This is a genomic window from Pectobacterium sp. A5351 (assembly GCF_028335745.1).
In the GTDB taxonomy this organism is placed as follows: Bacteria; Pseudomonadota; Gammaproteobacteria; order Enterobacterales; family Enterobacteriaceae; genus Pectobacterium.
In genome coordinates, this window is sequence record NZ_CP116477.1 from 78,913 (window position 1) to 98,841 (window position 19,929).

A 19,929-nucleotide genomic window follows, 5' to 3' on the forward strand; every position below is an offset into this window, starting at 1 on the left:
GGTGCGTTAGCCCCTTTCATCCGGCGATAAGCGACGGCGACTGAAGAATTTCAGGCCACGCCACAACAGCCAGGCAACAATAATGACGGTAAGGGTCGATATGATGGCCAGCCAGACGGGATGCTGCGCCAGAGCGTGCCAGATGCGTTCCCACCACGGCAGGTGGCCAATGTAATACATGTCCCCGACGCGGAGATTATTGATGCCCGATTCGCGGATGATGGAAACGGAGCCGAACAGCGACGCTCTTTTTTCGCTGTCGATCAGCGCGTTATTGAGTAGCGTATAGCCCCGTGGGCTATCGGCCAGCAGCGCGACAACGCTACGCTGATCGTGATACGGAGACTGGAAGCCGATAATGGCCGACATCGCCCCGTTACTGCTGACGGTGGTTTTGCTGTCTGGCTTCGCATCAGATTCGGGCGACCCCGTATCCGGGACAGCGCTCTGGCGCGTCGGTTGCTTGATCCAGCTTTGCGTTTGCTCGACCAGCAGGTTGATTTTGCTGTCATCGTGCAGCGCTGGCGGGATAGCGCCGATCATCAGAATATCGCTGTCCTGCTTGTCGATTTGCGTCCAGTCATCGCTGAGCTGTACCGCCAATGCCGGGTAGCCGGTTTGCGCCCCAATGTTACCAATGGCGTTCAGCATGGCGCTGACCTGAGCCGGCTGTGGCTGCTTGTTCACCAGTACCAGCGTTTGTGACAGGTCAGCCAATCGGCTGAACGGATAGCCAGCATTGGCAAAGGCGCGAAGATCGGGCATCGCCATAAAGTGGCGGTAGCCAGAGAAATTAATCGTCGAGTTGCTGTCGATAATGGCGTGATTCACGACTGGCGTATAAGTTTCACAGCGGTCGGCGGTGCCGCTGGAGAGCAGCGTGGTGTAGTTGAAGTCAAAGCGTAACTGGTTGGTGGTGCCCAGTTTCAATGCCGGAATGGATAGGCTCTTGTCGGAATCCCATAGCCCCTGTGTTAGCTGCAGGCGCATTAATAGGGCATTCTGTTCGTGCTCCGGTGCCAGCGAGAAGGCCTGCACAAACTGGTTGTTCAGGTTGATGCTTAGACGCGAACCATCCTGAATCTGTGGCGCGGTGTAGCGGTATTTCAGGCGCATATCGATGCCCTGACTGCGGATCAGGAACAGGTCGGGCGGCAGGTTCATGGTCAGTGAAATCGGTCGGGGCACGATGCCATCAGTTTGCAGTTGTTCGTTATATTGCTGAAGCTCGGCGAAGGTCATCGGGCGGTCGGTGCGAACCCAGTTTGGCGCATCATACGGCTGGCGTGGCGCAAGCTGTTCCACCTTATCGATAGTAACGCTTTGCCCACGGAACAGCGTGTTCCCCTGAGCGATACCTTGTACGGCGGTGAGCAGCTCATTGTCATCACGTCCCTGAATCAGCAACAGCTTGATGTGCGGATCGCTGGGGTGGCTGATGATAGAGACCGTTGGCCCGTTCACGGCAGGCGTATCGCGCAGGAAATCTGGTCGCTTATCGTTTGTGGCAAACACAATGCCGTGGCGATCCGGCAACTGATTGAAGAGTGCAGGGAAGGACTGTCCGCGCCATTGTGCTTTGCTGCCAAACCAGGAAGCGAGCATCGCGGCGGCACGTTGTTGCACGAGATCCGGCTGGCCAGCAAAGACGATGGGCAGCGTCAGTGGGCGGGTATCACGACTGTCAAAAAACGGTGCAGGGAACGGCGACAGATCGTCTTTCAGCGTCAGCTTCTGGAATTGCAGGTTGAGCGTGCTGGCTTTACTGACATCCAGCCACAGGCTGGTACTGGCCGGATTTTCACAGATGTTCTGATAATGACCGACGAACACCAGTTGCAGGCGGTTAAAGTCCGTGATGTAGCGCGGATCGATAGGAATACGGACGCGGTTGGATTTCCCCATCTGCTCTTTGCCAAGTGGCGTAACGCCCATTAGCTCATTGTTCAGATAAACTTTGATATGCGACTCGGTGGGGATTAGCGCCGGTGACGGGGTAAATTCGAGATCGAGAGAAGCCTGTGTGACCACCTCGTCGCTGCGAACGCCGAACTCAATTTGCCCGTTGGGGTCGACGCCGCGTAATGCAAAGGCACCTGGGGCTGGTGCAATCTGCGCAAAAGGCAGCATCACGTTGCGCACGGCGGCAGGGGTTGACGGCTGCGCCGGAGGACTCGCCGGCATCGCCGTCGCAAGCGGCTGGGTTGCGTCCCCCGTGGCCGGTGTTGGTGCATACGGCGCGGTGACAGCCTGAGATAATGAGCTGACGCCTAAAGCCAATGCGGTGAACCAGATTATTTTTTTCGTCATTGTGTCATCATCAATGTTAAGGGCCTTTCTCGTTGTCGTGAGAAAGACCGTTGATCACGGTCTGTGAATGGCAATCAAGCCACTGTCTTTTTTTCAAACAGGTTCTCTTGTGTAAATCGCGTTTCATGGGCAAACGACGTCTTGCCCTGATGAATGGCTTTTTCTGGCAGCGCAGCGCCCGGTTGGTCTGGTTCGGTGCGTTTTCCTACATAGCGTGGGATGAATGACACAACCCAGACCACGATGTTGAGGAAGGACAGAATAATGTTGCGTATAACGGGCGGCGCGTAATCCGCCAGACGCAGGTAGCCGCGAAAGCCGAGGGACAGTACATCAACCAGACTTTCGACCGGTTTATCCTGCGGAAAGCTGTCTTGCCAGAGTGCCCAGGTATCGGCGCGGGCAAAGGTACACTGAATGAAATCAATATGCTGGCAGATGGTCAGGTTAATCATGCGCAGGCCAATCTTGTTGTCGAACGTGCGGGTGACGCTGAAAGGGAAGGCGTACTCCTGCTGGCCACGTTTGAGCAACAGCGAGACGTTATCCCCCACCTGAAGAATGCCTGATTCACGGGCTTCAACACCGACACCTCCATCGGAATAGTCGCGCAGGACGCAGGGGAAAAGATGGCCATCAGCGCGCAACAGCGCGGCGGGCATCGACATCTCTACACGATGCGCCTGACGAACCTGTTTAGCCTCCACTGCAACTGCGACAGCTCCCCCTAAAATGGTCATGTTGTACGCGACCCAGAGCAGGCTGATGATCACCGTCATGATCTCTTCGGGCGGCCCGTAAATCAGACGCCAGATGCCATATGCCACGCCAGCGATATTCAGCAGCACCAGTGCCAGATAAGGCCGCGTGATCACCCAGTCAACGTGCTGTTCTTCAACCAGCCCGCCTTTGGCCGTTACGTTGAATTTCCCTTTGTGCGGGTTAAACAGCGCAACGGTAGTCGGGCGGGCGATGTACCACGCCAGCACAGTTTCATAGATCTCACTCCAGAACGAGTGGCGGTAGCGACCCTGAATGCGTGAGTTGGTCAGGCTGGAGTGCGCCATGTGCGGCAGCACGTAGAGCGCGATGGCCAACGCCGGGGCGAAAATGATATAAGCGTGCAGCAGCAGAAATGCCAGCGGTGCTGTCAGAAAGATCAGCCGGGGAATACCGGACAGAAAGTGCATCATGGCGTTGGCATAGCACAGCCGTTGCCCCAGTTTCAACCCTTTGCCAAACATCGGGTTATCCAACCGGAAGATTTGTACCATACCGCGCGCCCAGCGAATGCGTTGGCCGATGTGAGCGGAGAGGCTCTCGGTTGCCAGCCCCGCAGCTTGCGGAATGCGGATGTATGCTGAGCTGTATCCACGACGATGCAGGCGCAGTGAGGTATGTGCATCCTCCGTGACCGTTTCGACTGCAATACCGCCAATCTCATCCAGCGGTTTACGCCGCAGAATGGCGCAGGAGCCGCAGAAGAATGTGGCATCCCACATGTCGTTACCGTCCTGTACCAGACCGTAGAACAGCGTGCCTTCATTGGGCGTACGCCGGAAGCGGCCCAAATTGCGTTCGAACGGGTCGGGTGAGAAGAAATGGTGCGGCGTTTGCAGCATCGCCAGCTTTTTGTCTTTGAAAAACCAACCCATGGTTAATTGCAGGAAAGAGCGGGTCGGGACGTGGTCGCAGTCGAAAATGGCGACGAATTCGCCTGTTGCCTGTTTCAGCGCATTGTTGATGTTCCCGGCTTTGGCATGTTCGTGTGTGACGCGAGCGATGTAATGGACGCCGACTTCTCTGGCGAAGTCTTTAAATTCGTCTCTCCCCCCATCATCCAGAATATAGATATTGAGCTTATCTTTCGGCCAATCGATGCCCAGCGCGGCATACACCGTCGGTTTCACAACGCTTAGCGGCTCATTGTAGGTAGGGATCATCAGATCGACGGTCGGCCACGTTTTGCTGTCTTCCGGCAGTGAAACAGGGGGGCGGTTCAGCGGCCAGATCGTCTGAAAATAGCCCAGAACCAATACGACCCAGGCATAGGTTTCCGCCGCCAGCAGTACCATACCACACGCCAGGCTGAGGGGGTCGTCCCAGTTCAGTGTTTCGGTGTAGCGCCACCATAAGTAACGGCAGGAGACGGTGAAAGAAAGGGCGATCATCATGAGCGTCGGCATGCGTCCCGGCATGTTACGCACGAGCATGGCGATGCTCCACAGCAGCGTCATGAAGATAAACTGCGATAACAAATCAAACGGCTGCGTGATGCACAGTAGCCCCAGCGCCGCACACAACAGGCTCAGCACGACCGTGACTAGCCGTTGGACGCGATTCGCTCTGGCAGTTCCTGGCTTACTGTCTTCGCGATCGTCAGCATTGGTGTGGTTAAAGTGGGCGAACAGCGATTGTTGTACGTTCATGTAGCGCTGCCGCCAGCGCGGTAGCGTGGAGAAGACATTGCGGCGTGATGTCGGCAACTGGCCGTTTTTGATGGTCAGCAGCCAAAGCCCCTGCGTCAGGTAGCGAAGCATATCAGCCGGACGCGGGCGTTGAGGCGAAATATGTGGGAACCAGTAGGTTCGCTGCGCGCGAATCTGTTGCCACCCCTCAGACTCCAGCCGCAGGACGATCCAGCCAAGTATCGCAAACAGTGTGGTGAAAAAGGCGGCAAAGGCGGAAGCACCTTGCTGACGATAGCTGCGGTAGCGCTGCTGTATCATCTGTCTGGCCGGGGGGACAAGAAAGAAGCGCAGGATCCCGCTCATACGCCGCTTTCCTTAACGTGAATCAGGCACCAGTTTGCCAGCGTCATGATCTCTTCCGCTGCTACGCTGTCTGGGCGGCATTCACCCAAAGGCTGTTTTAGCATCAGTGATTCTGCCAGAGCTTCGTCGCGGTGTACCACCAGTGGCAACAGGTGTGAAAGCGTGTGCAGCCAAAGCTGGTGTAAATCCTGCTGGAGTGTGCTGAGCGTGGAAAATTGATTCACCAGAAAATGACACTGACGCGGTAATACCTGCTGATGTAAGCGTGAATGGCAGTTGGCATCTGCCACCGTCACCTGAAACACGGTATTCGCGGTGGCTAACGCCTGCCGTGTGAGCGGGCTATTGTCTGCTGGCACATCGATCAGTATCCAGCGGTGGCGGCCTGCCGTGCTGATTTGTGCCAGATTTTTTTGCCAGATCGCGGGGTGCTGCTGGTAATGCTGTTGGAGCGTGGCGACTTCCTGCGTGTTCAGGCGACCAAACGGCAGAAAATCCAGTCCGGGCAGATATTGCATCGCGCCGGTTTGCCACGGCGCGCCGTCGGCTTCCGCCCGCGCCCAGCCGCGGCGCTGCTCAAACGGCATATTAAAGTGAATGCGCAGCAAATTGTCCGGCGAGAAATCAATCACCAGCGCGGATTCGCCTAGCCGCTGGAAGGCCCAGCCCAGTGCGGCCGCTATCGAGGTGGTGCCCACACCGCCGCGGATCCCCTGCAATGCAATCACGGGCATCGTCAGTCGCTCCCGGCCGATTCTTTTAATTCATCCAGCAGCGGCCAGCGAGCCATCATTTGGCTCAGTCGCGCCTGACGGGCGATGTCGATATAATTTATTTCAGGTAAAGAAAAGGCCTGACTGAGAACCCGTAGATCGTCATCGGCTCTTGCATTCTCGGTTAAATCGGCGCGTGCGCTGGCATTTCTACAAGTTGGTCCGTTATTCATCCCATGCCTCTGAAATAGGCTATCCATTATCATTGAGAACGATAAAGGGAAACATCTGAATGGCAGATGTGATGCTGCTTTTGGCACCCATAACAGACAGTCTGGCAGGTAAAGGTTTACGCCTCTGCTGTCTTTAATGAGGAGTCAGGGATGCCAATTCACTATAGCAATGAATTGATGATTATACTGTGAATAGGTAAAAATAATAGTAACGGGTAATTTATCAACCGATAGGAATAACTCATCGTGTACAGTTGTGATCCCTCAAGGGGATGCTAGAGTTTATTTTGACTGTATATTTAAGGTGAAATGCCGTCATTAACGGAAAAGAAACCAGTCTATGAAGCAGAACTTTTCATTAGGTATTTTTGACCTTTCGGATGAGCTGGCCACGCTCCAGCAGGCTGGCTTTTATTGGGTAAATATTGATAGAAGGGTTGATGCCGCATTATTTTGCCAGCAAGTCATACATGGCCAGAATAATGACGCGAGAGTGACGTTAATAGGCTGTGGGGAGCGATCCGATTCGCTGCTGACAGAGCTATTTTCCAATGAGATAAATGATACCAAAACAAAACAGTTATCTTGCTATGTTTTGCCGGAAAATAAAGCCGCGTTGCTGAATTTAACCAATGAGTTAATGCGCGCATTACGCCCTAAAAATCGCCTTCTGGTGCTTTATGCACTGGCTAGCCTGTGGCGGGATATTTCGCCGGAAAGGCTTCAACGCTGGGTGAATGACACGGCGGCATGGCTACATCAGCGCCAGTGTACACTGGTGGTTATCGGCCATAGCAGCGGCGTCACCCGCCTGAGGAATATGCTGATTTCCCAACATCGCGGGCTCTACGGTTTAGCCAGCCTGCAATGGCAACAGGATCGCGCCCAGTATATGGTGTCATGGTGGGCAACGGAAAGAGGCGTACGGGCGAATAAGGTACAAATGCTGCAATCTGGCAATGACGGATGGCACATGCTGAAGGAAGAGGAGCCCGTTCTCACGCCGTCTCGGGATGACGATGGGCTGTTCCTGATGGAAAAGAGCGTGATGGAAGGCGCGCCTGCGCTGTCAGAAAACTGGCAACTGTTGGACGACAACGCCATGTTGGTACAAACCGGCATGCTGACCCATTCGGCGACCCTCGTTTTTGCGCTCAATCAAACCAGCCAGGTGGAGATGCTCGTCAAACAGGTTCATAGCTTGCGTCGCCAACGCGGTGAATTGCTGAAGATTGTGGTGCGTGAAATGAAGCCTTGCCTGCGTGCCAGTGACGAACGTCTGCTATTGGCATGTGGCGCAAATAGTATCGTTTCACATTCCGAACCGCTATCCCGTTTTCTGACGAAGATTGAAAGCGTACAGGGGCAGCGCTTTACCAGGCATGTGCCTGTCGATGTCGAGGTCTTGCTAACCACCATGCGGCCGCTACAGATTAAAGGCTATCAGCCTCCTGAGACCTTTCGGCAGTCTGTGCAGATGTTGATTGATAGCACGATCATGCCCGAAGGCAGCAAAGGCGTTCTGGTCGCATTGCGCCCTGTCCCAGGCGTGCGGGCCGCGCAGCTATTGACGCTGTGCTCGCTGCGGCGCTTTGGTGATGTCGTCACGATCGTGCAGGGGCGCCTGTTTTTGTTCCTGTCCAATTGCCGTTTGAATGAGTTGGATATCGCGTTGAAATCCATCTTCCGTCTGCCGGTGGATGAAGTGTTCAGTAATCGAATTGTCTGGTCGCAAGATTTACAGATTCTGGCGGAAATCAAATCTTGGACGCAGGACGGTACGCGGGGTCAGGAACAGCAGATTAACGATTATGTTCAATTGCAGCCGACTGAATCTGCGCCACACGGCCAGACGCCTCGGCGTGAGCCTATTACGATTGATTTACTCAACCCTGATTTACGAGAACCTGACGTACTGGCTTGCGCACCGGGAGAACCCTCATGAACCTGATGGATATCGTTCAACTGGGGTTATTGAGTGCGGTCATTTTCTTTACGCTTGGCTATTTGGCGCACCGTATGATTCCCAATTGGCTTCAGTACTGGAAAAACAGACTGCTGCCGCCGCGCTACCTGAAACCTGCGAGCGTTTGGATGCGCAGCCCTTCTTCAACAAAAACGGTCTCAACCAAGCCGACTTCAGCAAAGACTAAAAAATAAAATGGACGAAAAAACACGTACTCAACAAAATGATACGCAAAAACAGCAGGACATATGGCGTTACTGGCGTGGGCTCGGTGCCTGGAATTTGTATTTTTTGCTGAAATTTGCCCTGCTATGGTTTGGCTACCTGAATTTTCATCCTCTGCTTAATCTGGTTTTTCTGGCGTTTCTGCTGTTCCCGATCCCCAACGTCACGCTGCACCGCTGGCGGCATATTTTTGCTATCCCGCTCGGTATCGGGTTGTTTTACCACGATACCTGGTTGCCGGGCATCAACAGCATTCTCAGTCAGGGAACACAGGTTGCTGGCTTTAGCGCGGCCTACTTGCTGGAGCTGTTAAACCGCTTCATTAACTGGCAGATGGTCGGCGCGGCGGTGGTCATTAGCGTGGCTTACCTGTTTTTCGCGCAGTGGATTCGTATTACGGTGTTTACCGTGGCGGTGCTGGCGTGGCTAAACATCGTCAATCTGGCGGGGCCTGCGGTGTCGTTGATGCCCGCAACATCGACGACGGCCGCCCCCTCGGCGGCAGCGTCTCCAACGGGAGGAGATGCCGCGTTGCCCGAAGCGACATTACCGCCAACGAACGCGAATTTGACGGCTTACCTGAATCAGTTTTATTCGCGAGAAAAGGCGCGAACCACGGCGTTCCCTACCACGCTACCACAGGATGCCCAGCCTTTTGACCTGCTGATTATCAATATCTGTTCGCTGTCGTGGTCGGATCTGGAAGTGGCGCAGTTAGAAAACCATCCGCTGTGGAAGAAATTCGACATCCTGTTCCGTCAGTTTAATTCCGCCACGGCTTATAGTGGGCCTGCATCTATTCGCCTGCTGCGCGCAAGCTGTGGTCAACAGTCCCACACCGATTTGTACCAGCCAGTGAACCAGCAGTGCTACCTGTTCAGCAATTTGGTGAAGCTGGGTTTTGAAGAACAACTGATGCTCGATCACTCCGGCGTCTTTGGCAATTACCTGCGTGAGGTACGTGAAGAGGGCGACATTCAGATCCCAATGCTGTCGCAGGAGGGCATCAGCCATCAGATTACCTCGTTCGATGGCGAGCCGATTTATAACGATCTGGAGCTGTTAAATCGCTGGCTGAACCAGCGGGATAACGCGACGACGGCGCGTAACGCGACCTTCTTTAACCTGATTCCGCTGCATGATGGCAATCGCTTTGTCAGCACCAATCAGTCAGCGGACTATGCGCTACGCGCGAAGATGCTGTTTGACCAGTTGGATGCGTTTTTTGACGAGCTGCAAAAATCCGGTCGCAAGGTGATGGTGATTGTGGTACCGGAACACGGTGCGGCGCTGGCCGGGGATAAGATGCAAATGTCCGGGCTACGCGATATTCCCAGTCCGAGTATCACGCATATTCCCGTCGGTGTGAAACTGTTTGGTCAACAGGCACCGCATCAGGGCGACGCGCTGGAGATTACATCGCCGAGCAGCTATCTGGCGATTTCGGAACTGGTGGCGAGAATGGTGGACGGCAAAGTGTTCACCGCCCCTTCCGTGGACTGGCAAACGCTGACGAGCGCGCTGCCACAAACGGAAGCGGTCTCGGAAAATGAGAACGCTATCGTGATGCAATATCAGGGAAAACCTTATATTCGTCTGAATGGCGGAGACTGGGTGCCGTACCCGCAATAGCCTCATCTTGTGATGCGATCGGGCAGGCGAAAAGCTTGCCCGATGCTTCTCCCGGCGGCGTCCGCCACCTTCTGTCTGTTACCGAATAGCCGCCCTCTGGCTTATGCAGGGGATATACCCTATTCTGAGGCCGCGTTACCGCGGTTGCCGGGAATAGCCTAGGATTAAGATGAAATCCCCCGAATATCCGTAGAAAACAGCGTTAAGGCGGCGATAAGCTGCCTTATACTATTTGCGGTGTGTCACCTGTCGCGGCGCGCTTTCATATTTATGTTGCCTGCCTGTTTTATCCCGAAGGGCGGGTGTTCAGGTCTTACATAATCAGGTTGACGGAGAAAGCGCTTGCGGCTCAGACGTTCATTAACGATTAAACAGATGACAGCCGTGTCTGCCGTGGCACTGGTGACGATTAGCCTGTTTATCGTCATACAGCTCTTTCACTTTGTTCATCAACGCCGTGAAGACTATGCCAGACAGCTGGAGAGTATCGCGTATTCCGTGCGTCAGCCGCTGACGGATGCGGTGCTGCAAGGGGAAGTGCAGCGGGCAGGCAATATTCTGGACAGTTTATTACCGGTTGCCTTTCTGAGCCGGGCAGATGTGTTGCTGCCGGATGATTTCCAAACGCTGCACGCGAATTTCCCGAAAGAACGCCCGGTGCCAGACTGGATCGCGCGGGTATTCAGGCTGCCGATCCGCATTTCGATTCCGCTTTATTCCCCGCCGCAGACGCAGTATTCGGCACCGCTGGCGCATCTGGTCTTGCAGGCGGATTCCTATCGGATGTATCAATTTATCGTCAGCACCTTTTCAACCATGCTGGCGACGTATCTGCTGCTGGCGTTGATTATGTCAATCGCCATTACCTGGTGCATTAATCGCCTGCTGATACACCCGCTGCGCGGGATTATTGTCGAGCTACAAAATATCCCGCCGGATGCCATGTTGCATAGCCCGCTTACGTTGCCGCCCTGGCATCAGGATGATGAGCTGGGTGCGCTGGTGCGCAGCTACAACCGTAATCAACAGTTGCTGGAGCAGTCTCTTGCTGCCGGAACGGAAGGGGTGGGGCTGCCGGATAAAGCGCATTTTATGCGACGCCTCGAACAACGCCTGGCCGATGCGACACCGTTCAGTCTGCTGGTTTTTGGGCTTGATGTCTCAGCCGGTAAGCAGGGCGATATGACCACGCTGGCTACGCAGCTTAGTGCGGTGATTGAAGAACAGCATGAGGCAGGGACAACCTGTTTGGCGCGTCTCGATTGCGATGAGTTTGCTCTCATCGGGAAAACGCTGGAATCCGCTGGACAAGCGCAGGATTGGGCGCAAAACGTCATGCTGGCGATCAACGCGCCTTTTTTACCCACGGACTCCCAGCCTGTACGGGCTGTCAGCGTCGGTATCCTCACCATTACCGAGCCTCGCCCAGAGGCGGCGGCACTGCTGTTGTCTCAGGCGCGTTTTGCCATGCAGCTAGCGCGGCGCGATAAGAAATACGGCATTCATTGCCTAACCGCGTCTTCCTGATTATTTGCAGGTAACGTAAATGTTACTTTTTGTGGGTGGGTTTCCTGGTCGCTACTTTCCCCGTATGACGGGGGGTGAGCGCTTTTTAAGAGGATTGTTCTGCTGCAAAAATGTGCATCTGTTACAAGTAAATTGCATTGATGTTTCTTTATAATTCTTGCTGACGTGATTCAGCTCTTGTTTTTAACCTGCCGTTCACAAACTAAACTTATAAAACATTCTCAGCTTGTTATTGCAATGTTACTTTCCGGCGCAATCACAGGCGGCATTTTCGTACCCTATTCCCCTCCTGTGTTTTCCCCACCATAGGACGTATGTATGAAAACATCAATTTTTAAAAGTCTTTATTTTCAAGTTCTTGCCGCCATTACGATAGGGATACTGTTGGGGCATTTCTACCCCCAGCTTGGCGAGCAAATGAAGCCTCTGGGCGATGGGTTTGTTAAATTAATTAAAATGATTATTGCACCGGTTATCTTCTGTACGGTCGTTACCGGTATCGCAGGCATGGAAAGTATGAAGTCGGTTGGTCGTACTGGTGCGGTCGCCCTGCTGTATTTTGAAATTGTGAGTACGATTGCACTGATTATTGGCCTGGTCGTGGTCAACATCGTGCAGCCTGGCGCGGGCATGAACATCGATCCAAGTACGCTTGATGCGTCTGCGGTGGCGGTTTATACCCAACAGGCTTCACAGCAGGGTCTGATTCCATTCCTGATGGACGTGATTCCGGCGAGTGTGGTTGGTGCGTTTGCCAGTGGCAATATCTTGCAGGTTCTGCTGTTTGCGGTGATGTTCGGCTTTGCGCTGCACCGTTTAGGGCCAAAAGGCAAGGTGATTTTTGATGTGATCGACAGCTTTTCCAAGGTCATTTTCGGCGTCATTAATATGATCATGAAATTGGCTCCGCTGGGGGCATTCGGTGCAATGGCTTTCACCATCGGTAAATATGGTGTCGGTACGCTGGTGCAACTGGGGCAGTTGATCGCTTGCTTCTACATCACCTGTATTCTGTTCGTGTTTCTGGTTCTGGGCAGTATTGCCAAAGCGACGGGCTTCAGCATCTTCAAATTCATTCGCTACATCCGTGAAGAACTGCTGATTGTTCTGGGTACGTCCTCTTCTGAATCTGTGCTGCCACGTATGCTGGAGAAGATGGAGAAGGTCGGTTGTAAAAAATCTGTCGTCGGCCTGGTCATTCCTACCGGTTACTCGTTCAACCTTGACGGTACTTCCATCTACCTGACGATGGCGGCGGTATTTATCGCTCAGGCGACCAACAGCCACATGGATATCTGGCATCAGATTACCCTGCTAGTGGTGCTGCTGCTGTCTTCTAAAGGCGCAGCGGGCGTGACGGGAAGTGGATTCATCGTGCTGGCGGCAACGCTGTCTGCTGTGGGTCACCTGCCTGTTGCTGGTCTGGCGCTGATTCTGGGTATTGACCGTTTCATGTCAGAAGCCCGTGCGTTGACCAACCTGATTGGTAACGGTGTTGCGACCATCGTGGTAGCGAAATACTGCCGCGAGTTGGATGAGAAGAAACTGGATGCTGAGCTGTCCGGTACCAATAAAAGCGATAACGCGGCCACGCCGACGGCACAGTCGTAATTCCAGCATGCAGTTATCATTCCGGTTGCAGTGAGCATTCCGATATAGCTTGCGAAATCAGTTCCCTGCGGTGTTAACGTGCCGTGGGGAATTTTTTTGCCTCTCAACGAGTCAAAGCAAATCGCCTCTCCTGCTTTTCTTACCCGTCATAAAACGTAAAAATATTGTTAAATATGACTATTTTTGCCTTTTTTGCAGATTATTTCGCCTCCTGGAGTGACATAGACAAAAGCGCGCGGTCTAAGGGAATGGTACACTTCGCGTCTTCAATTTTTTCCGTGATATATCCACGAGAGTGTGCGGTGGCAGACGCAAGGCCACCATAATGATCAACAATAACCACATTATTATGTTGGATAGCTATGAGTAGGGGTTCACATGCAGGGCACCAAAAAGGCGCTTTTCGTTGGTGGTTTGTTGCTGGCCGTGGTCAGCAGCAGCGTGCAGGCTGAAGCACTACAGCCCGATCCTGCCTGGCAGCAGGGTAAGCTTGATAATGGTTTTACCTGGCAGTTATTAACCACACCACAGCGCCCCGGCGATCGGGTTGAGCTGCGTCTGGTGGTGAATGCCGGGTCGCTGCTGGAAAACGCCCAGCAGGTAGGTTTTGCCCATTTTCTTCCTCGTCTGGCCTTGGCGCCCGGCGATAAATTATCCGCAGCCCAGCGACCTTCCATGTGGATGCGCGATGCTAACGGTTCCCGCGTCCTGCCTCCGGCAATTATCTCGTACGATTTCACGTCGTATAATCTGAGCTTGCCGAACAATCGCCCCGAATTGCTGAAAGAAGCGCTGACGTGGCTGGCGGAAAGCGCAGGGCAGATGACGTTTGACGAAAAAAGCCTACAGGCCGCGTTGAAGGTGCCCGATCAAGTCGCAACCTTTCCGATTAACCCACAGGATCCGAGCTGGCGCTATCGTCTGAAAGGCTCGCCCCTGCTGGCGCACGATCCTGCTCAGGACGTCAAGCCGCCGCTAAATGGTGAACAACTCCAACAGTTTTATAAAACCTGGTATACGCCAGATGCGATGACGCTCTACATCGTCGGTCATGTGGATAACCGCAGCGTGATCGAGCAGATCGGGAAAGTCTTCGCCCCGCTGGAAGGGAAACGCGAAGCCCCCGCGCCGTTACCGACATTAAGCCCGCTGCCGACGCAGGCGATCAGCCTGATGAATAACAACGCCCAGCAGGATACGGTGTCGCTAATGTGGGATGCCCCGTGGCACCCAATTCGTGAATCACAGGCGCTGGTTCGCTACTGGCTGGGTGATATGACGCGGGAAGCGATGTTCTGGCACTTACAGCAGGTGCTGGAGAAGAGCCCGCTGAAGGGCAACAACCTCCGCTTCGACTGCAATGTGTTTTATACCCGTTCTCAGTGCGCGATTAATATGGATGTGCCGAATAGCGAAGGCGTTGAGCCGGGCGTGACGTTTATCGCGCGTGAGCTGGCGACGCTGCGTGAAAAAGGGCTGACACAGCAAGAGTTTGATGCGCTAATCGCGCGCAAGACGGACGAACTGAATAAACTGTTTGCCACTTATGCGCGTACCAGCACGGACATCCTGATGGATCAGCGCCTGCGCTCTCAGCAAAACGGTGTCGTAGATATTGCTCCCGAGCAGTATCAGAAACTGCGCCAGACCTATCTGTCCTCGCTGACGCTCGATATGCTGAATCAGGAACTGCACCAGCAACTGGTGCAGGATACGACACTGATGCTGATCCAACAGCCCGGTGAACCGGAAGCAAATATGAAGGCGTTGCAGGAAGCCTACGACCGGATTATGACGCCAGTGACTGAGCCTGCTGCCAGCACCGCAGCAGCGTCTCAAGCTGAAAAATCGCCTGCCGCGCAGTCGCAGTAGGGCAGTCGCCTTTGGATATCAGGATGCAGGGTAGCGGTTTGTGGTTTCCGATCGGAGTAAAAGGCCACGTATAGCAAAGTACAGGATATCGTTAGCAGAACGTTAGGTAATGTAACTCTTTATTTATACGTGGATTTTAAGGAAAAATCTCGTTGTTGCTACCTTTCTCCACCCCTATTATCCCTCGTGTTTCATAAAATGTACCGAGGGATAAAATATGAGTCGTATTCTGAAAGCTGCGGGGGTGCTCGCGCTGATCACCATGTTGAGCGGTTGTCTGTTCCCACCTCCGGGTGGAGGCGGCGGTGGCGGTCGGGGAGGTGGTCCATTCGGGGGCTTCCAGGAACAGCCGATGAGCCAGCCAGGACCACATTAAACCACAAAGCCATCGGTGAGGCAGAGTGCTACCACTGTTATGCGTCATATCTTAAGGCCGCTGTTGCGGCCTTAAGATTGATGTGATGCACGGTGATTATGCAGGCATTGCCTCAAGCGGGATAATCGCGCCACGGTATTGAATGACCGTGCTGGCTGTCAGGTGGCCGCGCTGTGCCGCTTCCTGCGTGCTGCCGCCATTCAGGCGCACTGACAGGTAGCCTGCGCTGAAAGAGTCGCCCGCTGCGGTGGTATCGACCACTTTCTCTTTTGGCAGTTTGATCGCCGGGATATCAACCAACGCTTGTCCACGTTCTGATACGATGCAGGAGTCCGCGCCGCGTTTAATTACCACTTCGCTAACACCCAGATTGTGCGTCCGCTCCAGCACGGCTTCCAGCGGCTTCGTGCCCCACAGCATGTCTTCGTCATCCAACGTCAGGAAGGCAATATCGGTACAGGACAGGATGTCGGTGTAGGCCTGTTGCGTCTCTTCCTTGCTCTGCCACAGACGTGGACGGTAGTTGTTATCAAAAATCACTTTACCGCCGTTGGCGCGGCAGGCGCGCAGCAGGGCGAGGAGACGCTGACGGCTTTCGGCGTTCAGAATCGCCAGACTGATGCCGCTCAGGTAGAGATAGTCAAAGTGTGCCAGTGACTGACCGATTTTTTCTGCTTCCGGGCTGTCCAGCCAGTAGCGGGCTGCGGCGTCATTGCGCCAATAGTAGAACGTACGCTCGCCGCTCGCGTCAGTTTCAATGAAGTATAGACCGGGCAGTTTGTTGTCCAGTCGCTGAATCAGGTCGGTTTTCACCCCTTCTTTTTGCCAGGCGGCAACCATCTCGGTACTGAAGCTATCTGTGCCGAGTGCAGTCACGTAATGCACGCCCAGTTTCTCGGAGTTTACCTGACGGGCAATGTAAACGGCGGTGTTCAGTGTATCGCCGCCAAACCCACGATTAAGATCCGTGCCCTTCTGCGACAGTTCGATCATGCATTCGCCGATTACGGCAATGTTAGTAGTTGTCATCACTTTTGGCCTGTTTGAAAAAGCTGGGTATAAAAAACGCGGAAGCTAACATCAGTCTCAACATTACGTGAGACTGAGTCAATAGTCTTGAAACGATGTTTTACTTTTTCATGACACAGATCGGAAAACCAGTGCTTCCCCCGCTGCTCTTAACGATCGGAGGGCGGTTCTTTTTCCTGCTCATTCCGGTCTGTCGAGGTGTCACCTTTATAGTTTGCCGTGGCGATCCAGGCGGCGCAGAAGAGCGTCAGGCGCGCGAAGAAATAGAAGAATGCCATCAGGCCAATAACCGAACCGAACGCGGCACCGGAAGGCGAACTGGCCAGTTTAGGCAGTGCGACTGTCATTGCGAATTTTATGGCTTCAAAACCCACTGCGGCGATCAGTGTGCCGCGAAAGAGCGCTTTGCGCTTGGGTTTATGGCGCGGCAAAACGAAGAATATCCAAAGGAATAACAGATAGTTGGCGAAGATGGATATTGATAGAGCGATCAGCGTCATCGCCGGGCGCAACCACTCAATGCCATCCAGCCCCAACGCGGTCACAATCATGTTTTGCGCGGTGCCGGCAACCGAGGTCAGGAACAACGTAATAATCAGCGCAATGACCAGGCCGGTCAGCGACAGGAAATCCCGCGTGTACTGAAAGTAAATCTTCTCTTCATCTTTCGGGTTTCTTTCCCAGACGTCGCGCGATTGGGCTCGAATCGCTTCGCGCAGGTTTCCCATCCAACTGACGCCGGAATAGAGCGCGATCAGCAAACCGGTTAGCCCAACGGTAGTACGCTGCTGTACGGCTGTGTTGACGGTATTTTTCAGCGTAGTAGCCAGATTCGGATCGCTGATACTGTTAACGATGCGGTTGATCAACCCCGTCAGTAGATCGGGATTGGAGGCCAGCACAAAGCCCACGGCGGCAAAAGACACCATGAGAATGGGGATCAACGACAGAAAAGAAAAGTAGGTAATCGCCGCACCAAACTGGTTGCCCATGCGGTCGTTGAAACGTTCTCCCGCGCGAATCAGGTGGGCCACGCTGGGAATCGCCTGAATACGTGCGGCCAGACATTTAGCCTTGTCCAGAAGCGAAAGGGGTGGCTGCGGCGATGTGTCCCCCGCAGGGGGTGATGGTGTTGGCTGGCGGTCCGGGTCTGCCGGTACAGGCATTGCGTTTCTCCTGTGTTCGGGATTAGTTTAGTAGCATAAGGTTGATTATAACCAACAATATACTCGTCATCCTTCAAGTTGCATGTGCGTTGGCTGCGCTACTCGGCACACTGGCGTGTGCCTCGCCCCGTTGGGGCCGCTGCAAGGAGCGTTCAAACCTGCTTTTAGCAGGTTTGTCAGTCACCCGAATCACTTACTTGAGTAAGCTCATCGGGACTCCTTCTCTTGCCGCCTTCCTGAAACTCGAATTATTTAGAGTATATAGCAATATGATTTTTCGATGTTTTTTTGAAATTACGTCATACACGGACGTTAAGCGAGTGAATTTTCCATGCCAACACCTTCCCCATCCGAACCGTCGCTGAGCGGTCTGCGCCTTAATCTGCGCATCGTTTCGATTGTGGCGTTCAATTTCGCCAGCTATCTGAATATTGGTCTGCCGTTGGCGGTGCTGCCGGGGTACGTGCACGATCACCTTGGCTATAGTGCGTTCTGGGCCGGGCTGGTGATCAGCCTGCAATACTTCTCCACGCTATTGAGCCGCCCCCATGCGGGTCGCAGCGCCGATGAAAAAGGGTCGAAGAACATCGTCATCTGGGGGTTGGCTGGCGTCATGTTAAGCGGCGTGTTTTATCTGCTGGCCGCTTTTAGCGATGCCTCGCCGGTGATGACATTGCTGCTGCTGTGCCTTGGGCGCATTGTTTTGGGGGCCGGACAGAGTTTTGCCGGTACCGGCGCAACGCTCTGGGGCGTCGGCGTGGTGGGTTCTCGACACATCGGACGCGTGATTTCATGGAATGGCATTGCCACCTACGGCGCGATGGCGATTGGCGCACCGCTCGGCGTACTTTGCTATATCCTTTAAATAGCCACCTAGGTGGCTACTGTCCGACGATAACACCGATTATTTCAGCTTCAGGGTGTGGATGATGCCTTCTGCTTCGCTCTGTGCCTGCTGCTGATTGCTGGCTGGCAGCGTGATTTGCAAGGTCAGCAGTTGGTTTTCCACTTTACCCAGCACGACGGAGGAATAAGCCTGCTGTCCGCTGCTGGTGATAATGCTGTCGAGCTGTTGCAGCTTCTTGCCGTCAACGTCGATAGTCTTATTGGTCACGACCTGAAGGTTGGCATCGCGTGTGCGCTGCTGATCTTCCAGACGCTGTGCCAGAACGGTCAACTCTTCCGTGGTGTTGTCGCCCAGAATCACGATGACCGCTTTCTGGCCATTGTCATTGGCGTAAACGTGCATGTTGTTCGCCTGTGTTCCGACTTTGCCACTCTGGTCGCGCATGTCGGCGGGCAGAGTAAACGCAATCTTGCCCTCCATTAATTCAATATTCTGACCCGCGCTGGCTGCTGCGGCAGGTTTATCTTGCGCGCCCGCTTTTGCGGCGTCATCCGTTTTGCCATCACAGGCAGCAAGCAGGCCGACAAGCAAGCCGACACCGAGGTATTTGATTACATTCGACATGGGATCCCTTTCTCTCGTTTTTGAACAGGTCATCTTTTGAAACAGGTAATAACAGTATGGCACCCTATTCAGATAGCAAAAACAAGCGTTTTGTTGTTGCAAACCGTTGTGGGAACCTGCGTTATTTTTACAAAATGATGAGTGATTTAGCGGGAAAGGGCGGCGTAAATCGCCGCCAATTGGCATTAATGGTGGCTGCTGACAGAACGGTAGTCGGCTGAGTATTTCTGCTCGCTCAGTCGTTTGAGCACCATATTTAGCATCACGCCGTACATCGGCAGGAAGAATGCCAGGCTGATCAAAAGTTTAAAGGCATAATCTACCATCGCAATTTCAACCCAATTCGCGGCCATAAAGGCATCGGTGCTGCGATAAAACGCGATGAAGAAAAAGGCCAGTGTGTCGCTGAAATTACCAAACACGGTCGACACGGCCGGAGCGACCCACCACGCGCGTTTCTGGCGTAGCCGATTGAAGACGTGAACATCCAGAATCTGGCCCAGAACATACGCCATGAAGCTGGCGCAGGCGATACGTGCCACGACGATATTCACCTGACTTAATGACTCGAACGACTGCCACGATCCCTGATAAAACAGGGACGACACCAGATAGGAAATCACCAGCGCAGGTACCATCACGGTCAAAATGATACGACGCGCCAGCGGTGCACCGAAAATCCGTACCGTCAGGTCAGTTGCCAGAAAAATAAACGGGAAGGTAAACGCGCCCCAGGTGGTATGAAAACCGAAAATCAATACCGGGAGCTGCACCAGATAATTACTCGAGGTAATGATCAGGATATGGAACAACGATAGCCAGATCAGCGCCGTAAGCCGCTGCTGGGGAGTAAAACGATACATAATGTGACCTTTTTGGTTATTGGGGTTAGGGAACCCAAGAGATAGCGTGCAGATTTATGCTGCAACGCGGCGGCATAATACGCAATTGCTTTGCTAATGCAATGTCTTTTGCCCAGAAAAATGGCTGTTTTATGCGCAAACGTTGTCGTCGCTTGCGTCGG

At 53.7% G+C, this 19,929-nt stretch carries 15 protein-coding genes and 1 pseudogene; 8 read left to right on the top strand and 8 right to left on the bottom strand.

Annotation, left to right across the window (positions count from 1 at the left end; genetic code table 11):
- Positions 1-6: 6 nt before the first annotated feature.
- The 4 genes from bcsB to bcsR all read right to left on the bottom strand — a co-directional run bounded on the left by bcsB (position 7) and on the right by bcsR (position 6,030).
- Complete coding sequence (gene bcsB / locus O1Q74_RS00370; protein ID WP_271875442.1) at positions 7-2,310, bottom strand: cellulose biosynthesis cyclic di-GMP-binding regulatory protein BcsB; 2,304 nt, start codon at positions 2,308-2,310, stop codon at positions 7-9.
- 74 nt (positions 2,311-2,384) lie between these two features.
- Positions 2,385-5,084 (bottom strand): UDP-forming cellulose synthase catalytic subunit, encoded by a 2,700-nt coding sequence (gene bcsA / locus O1Q74_RS00375; protein WP_271875444.1) that lies wholly within the window; start codon positions 5,082-5,084, stop codon positions 2,385-2,387.
- Positions 5,081-5,818 (bottom strand): cellulose biosynthesis protein BcsQ, encoded by a 738-nt coding sequence (bcsQ, locus tag O1Q74_RS00380; RefSeq protein ID WP_271875446.1) that lies wholly within the window; start codon positions 5,816-5,818, stop codon positions 5,081-5,083. Before bcsQ ends, bcsA begins: the two co-directional genes overlap by 4 nt.
- A gap of 2 nt (positions 5,819-5,820) precedes the next feature.
- Positions 5,821-6,030, bottom strand: coding sequence for a cellulose biosynthesis protein BcsR (gene bcsR / locus O1Q74_RS00385; RefSeq protein ID WP_271875448.1), 210 nt, complete (start codon positions 6,028-6,030; stop codon positions 5,821-5,823).
- Positions 6,031-6,370: 340 nt separating this feature from the next.
- Here bcsR and bcsE point away from each other — a divergent pair, with 340 nt between their 5' ends.
- The 7 genes from bcsE to O1Q74_RS00420 all read left to right on the top strand — a co-directional run bounded on the left by bcsE (position 6,371) and on the right by O1Q74_RS00420 (position 15,239).
- On the top strand, positions 6,371-7,975 hold the full coding sequence (bcsE, locus tag O1Q74_RS00390; RefSeq protein ID WP_271875450.1) for a cellulose biosynthesis protein BcsE: 1,605 nt from the start codon (positions 6,371-6,373) through the stop codon (positions 7,973-7,975).
- Entirely contained in the window at positions 7,972-8,190 is a 219-nt protein-coding gene (bcsF, locus tag O1Q74_RS00395; protein WP_271875451.1) for a cellulose biosynthesis protein BcsF, read from the top strand. Before bcsE ends, bcsF begins: the two co-directional genes overlap by 4 nt.
- A 1-nt stretch (position 8,191) precedes the next feature.
- Positions 8,192-9,853, top strand: coding sequence for a cellulose biosynthesis protein BcsG (gene bcsG, locus O1Q74_RS00400; protein ID WP_271875453.1), 1,662 nt, complete (start codon positions 8,192-8,194; stop codon positions 9,851-9,853).
- A 342-nt stretch (positions 9,854-10,195) separates the two neighbouring features.
- The gene (locus O1Q74_RS00405) at positions 10,196-11,380 is read left to right on the top strand and encodes a diguanylate cyclase domain-containing protein (RefSeq protein ID WP_271875455.1); all 1,185 of its coding nucleotides are present in this window, start codon (positions 10,196-10,198) and stop codon (positions 11,378-11,380) included.
- Between the two features lie 318 nt (positions 11,381-11,698).
- On the top strand, positions 11,699-12,991 hold the full coding sequence (locus O1Q74_RS00410) for a dicarboxylate/amino acid:cation symporter (RefSeq protein WP_271875457.1): 1,293 nt from the start codon (positions 11,699-11,701) through the stop codon (positions 12,989-12,991).
- A gap of 378 nt (positions 12,992-13,369) precedes the next feature.
- Positions 13,370-14,863, top strand: coding sequence for a M16 family metallopeptidase (locus tag O1Q74_RS00415; RefSeq protein WP_271875459.1), 1,494 nt, complete (start codon positions 13,370-13,372; stop codon positions 14,861-14,863).
- Positions 14,864-15,080: 217 nt separating this feature from the next.
- Complete coding sequence (locus tag O1Q74_RS00420; protein ID WP_271875461.1) at positions 15,081-15,239, top strand: hypothetical protein; 159 nt, start codon at positions 15,081-15,083, stop codon at positions 15,237-15,239.
- Between the two features lie 96 nt (positions 15,240-15,335).
- Here O1Q74_RS00420 and O1Q74_RS00425 read toward each other — a convergent pair whose 3' ends face one another.
- Positions 15,336-16,268, bottom strand: a complete 933-nt coding sequence (locus tag O1Q74_RS00425) for a sugar kinase (RefSeq protein WP_271875462.1) — start codon at positions 16,266-16,268, stop codon at positions 15,336-15,338.
- Between the two features lie 149 nt (positions 16,269-16,417).
- Positions 16,418-17,434 carry an inner membrane protein YhjD gene (gene yhjD, locus O1Q74_RS00430; protein ID WP_271875464.1) on the bottom strand — a complete coding sequence of 339 codons (1,017 nt, stop codon included), beginning with the start codon at positions 17,432-17,434 and terminating at the stop codon, positions 16,418-16,420.
- 331 nt (positions 17,435-17,765) lie between these two features.
- Here yhjD and O1Q74_RS00435 point away from each other — a divergent pair.
- Positions 17,766-18,290: pseudogene (locus tag O1Q74_RS00435) on the top strand (MFS transporter); the annotation flags it as partial.
- Positions 18,291-18,338: 48 nt separating this feature from the next.
- Here the strand turns inward: O1Q74_RS00435 and O1Q74_RS00440 are convergent.
- Positions 18,339-18,905, bottom strand: a complete 567-nt coding sequence (locus O1Q74_RS00440; RefSeq protein ID WP_271875466.1) for a DcrB family lipoprotein — start codon at positions 18,903-18,905, stop codon at positions 18,339-18,341.
- 185 nt (positions 18,906-19,090) lie between these two features.
- Positions 19,091-19,768 carry a 7-cyano-7-deazaguanine/7-aminomethyl-7-deazaguanine transporter gene (locus tag O1Q74_RS00445; protein WP_271875468.1) on the bottom strand — a complete coding sequence of 226 codons (678 nt, stop codon included), beginning with the start codon at positions 19,766-19,768 and terminating at the stop codon, positions 19,091-19,093.
- Positions 19,769-19,929 lie beyond the last annotated feature (161 nt).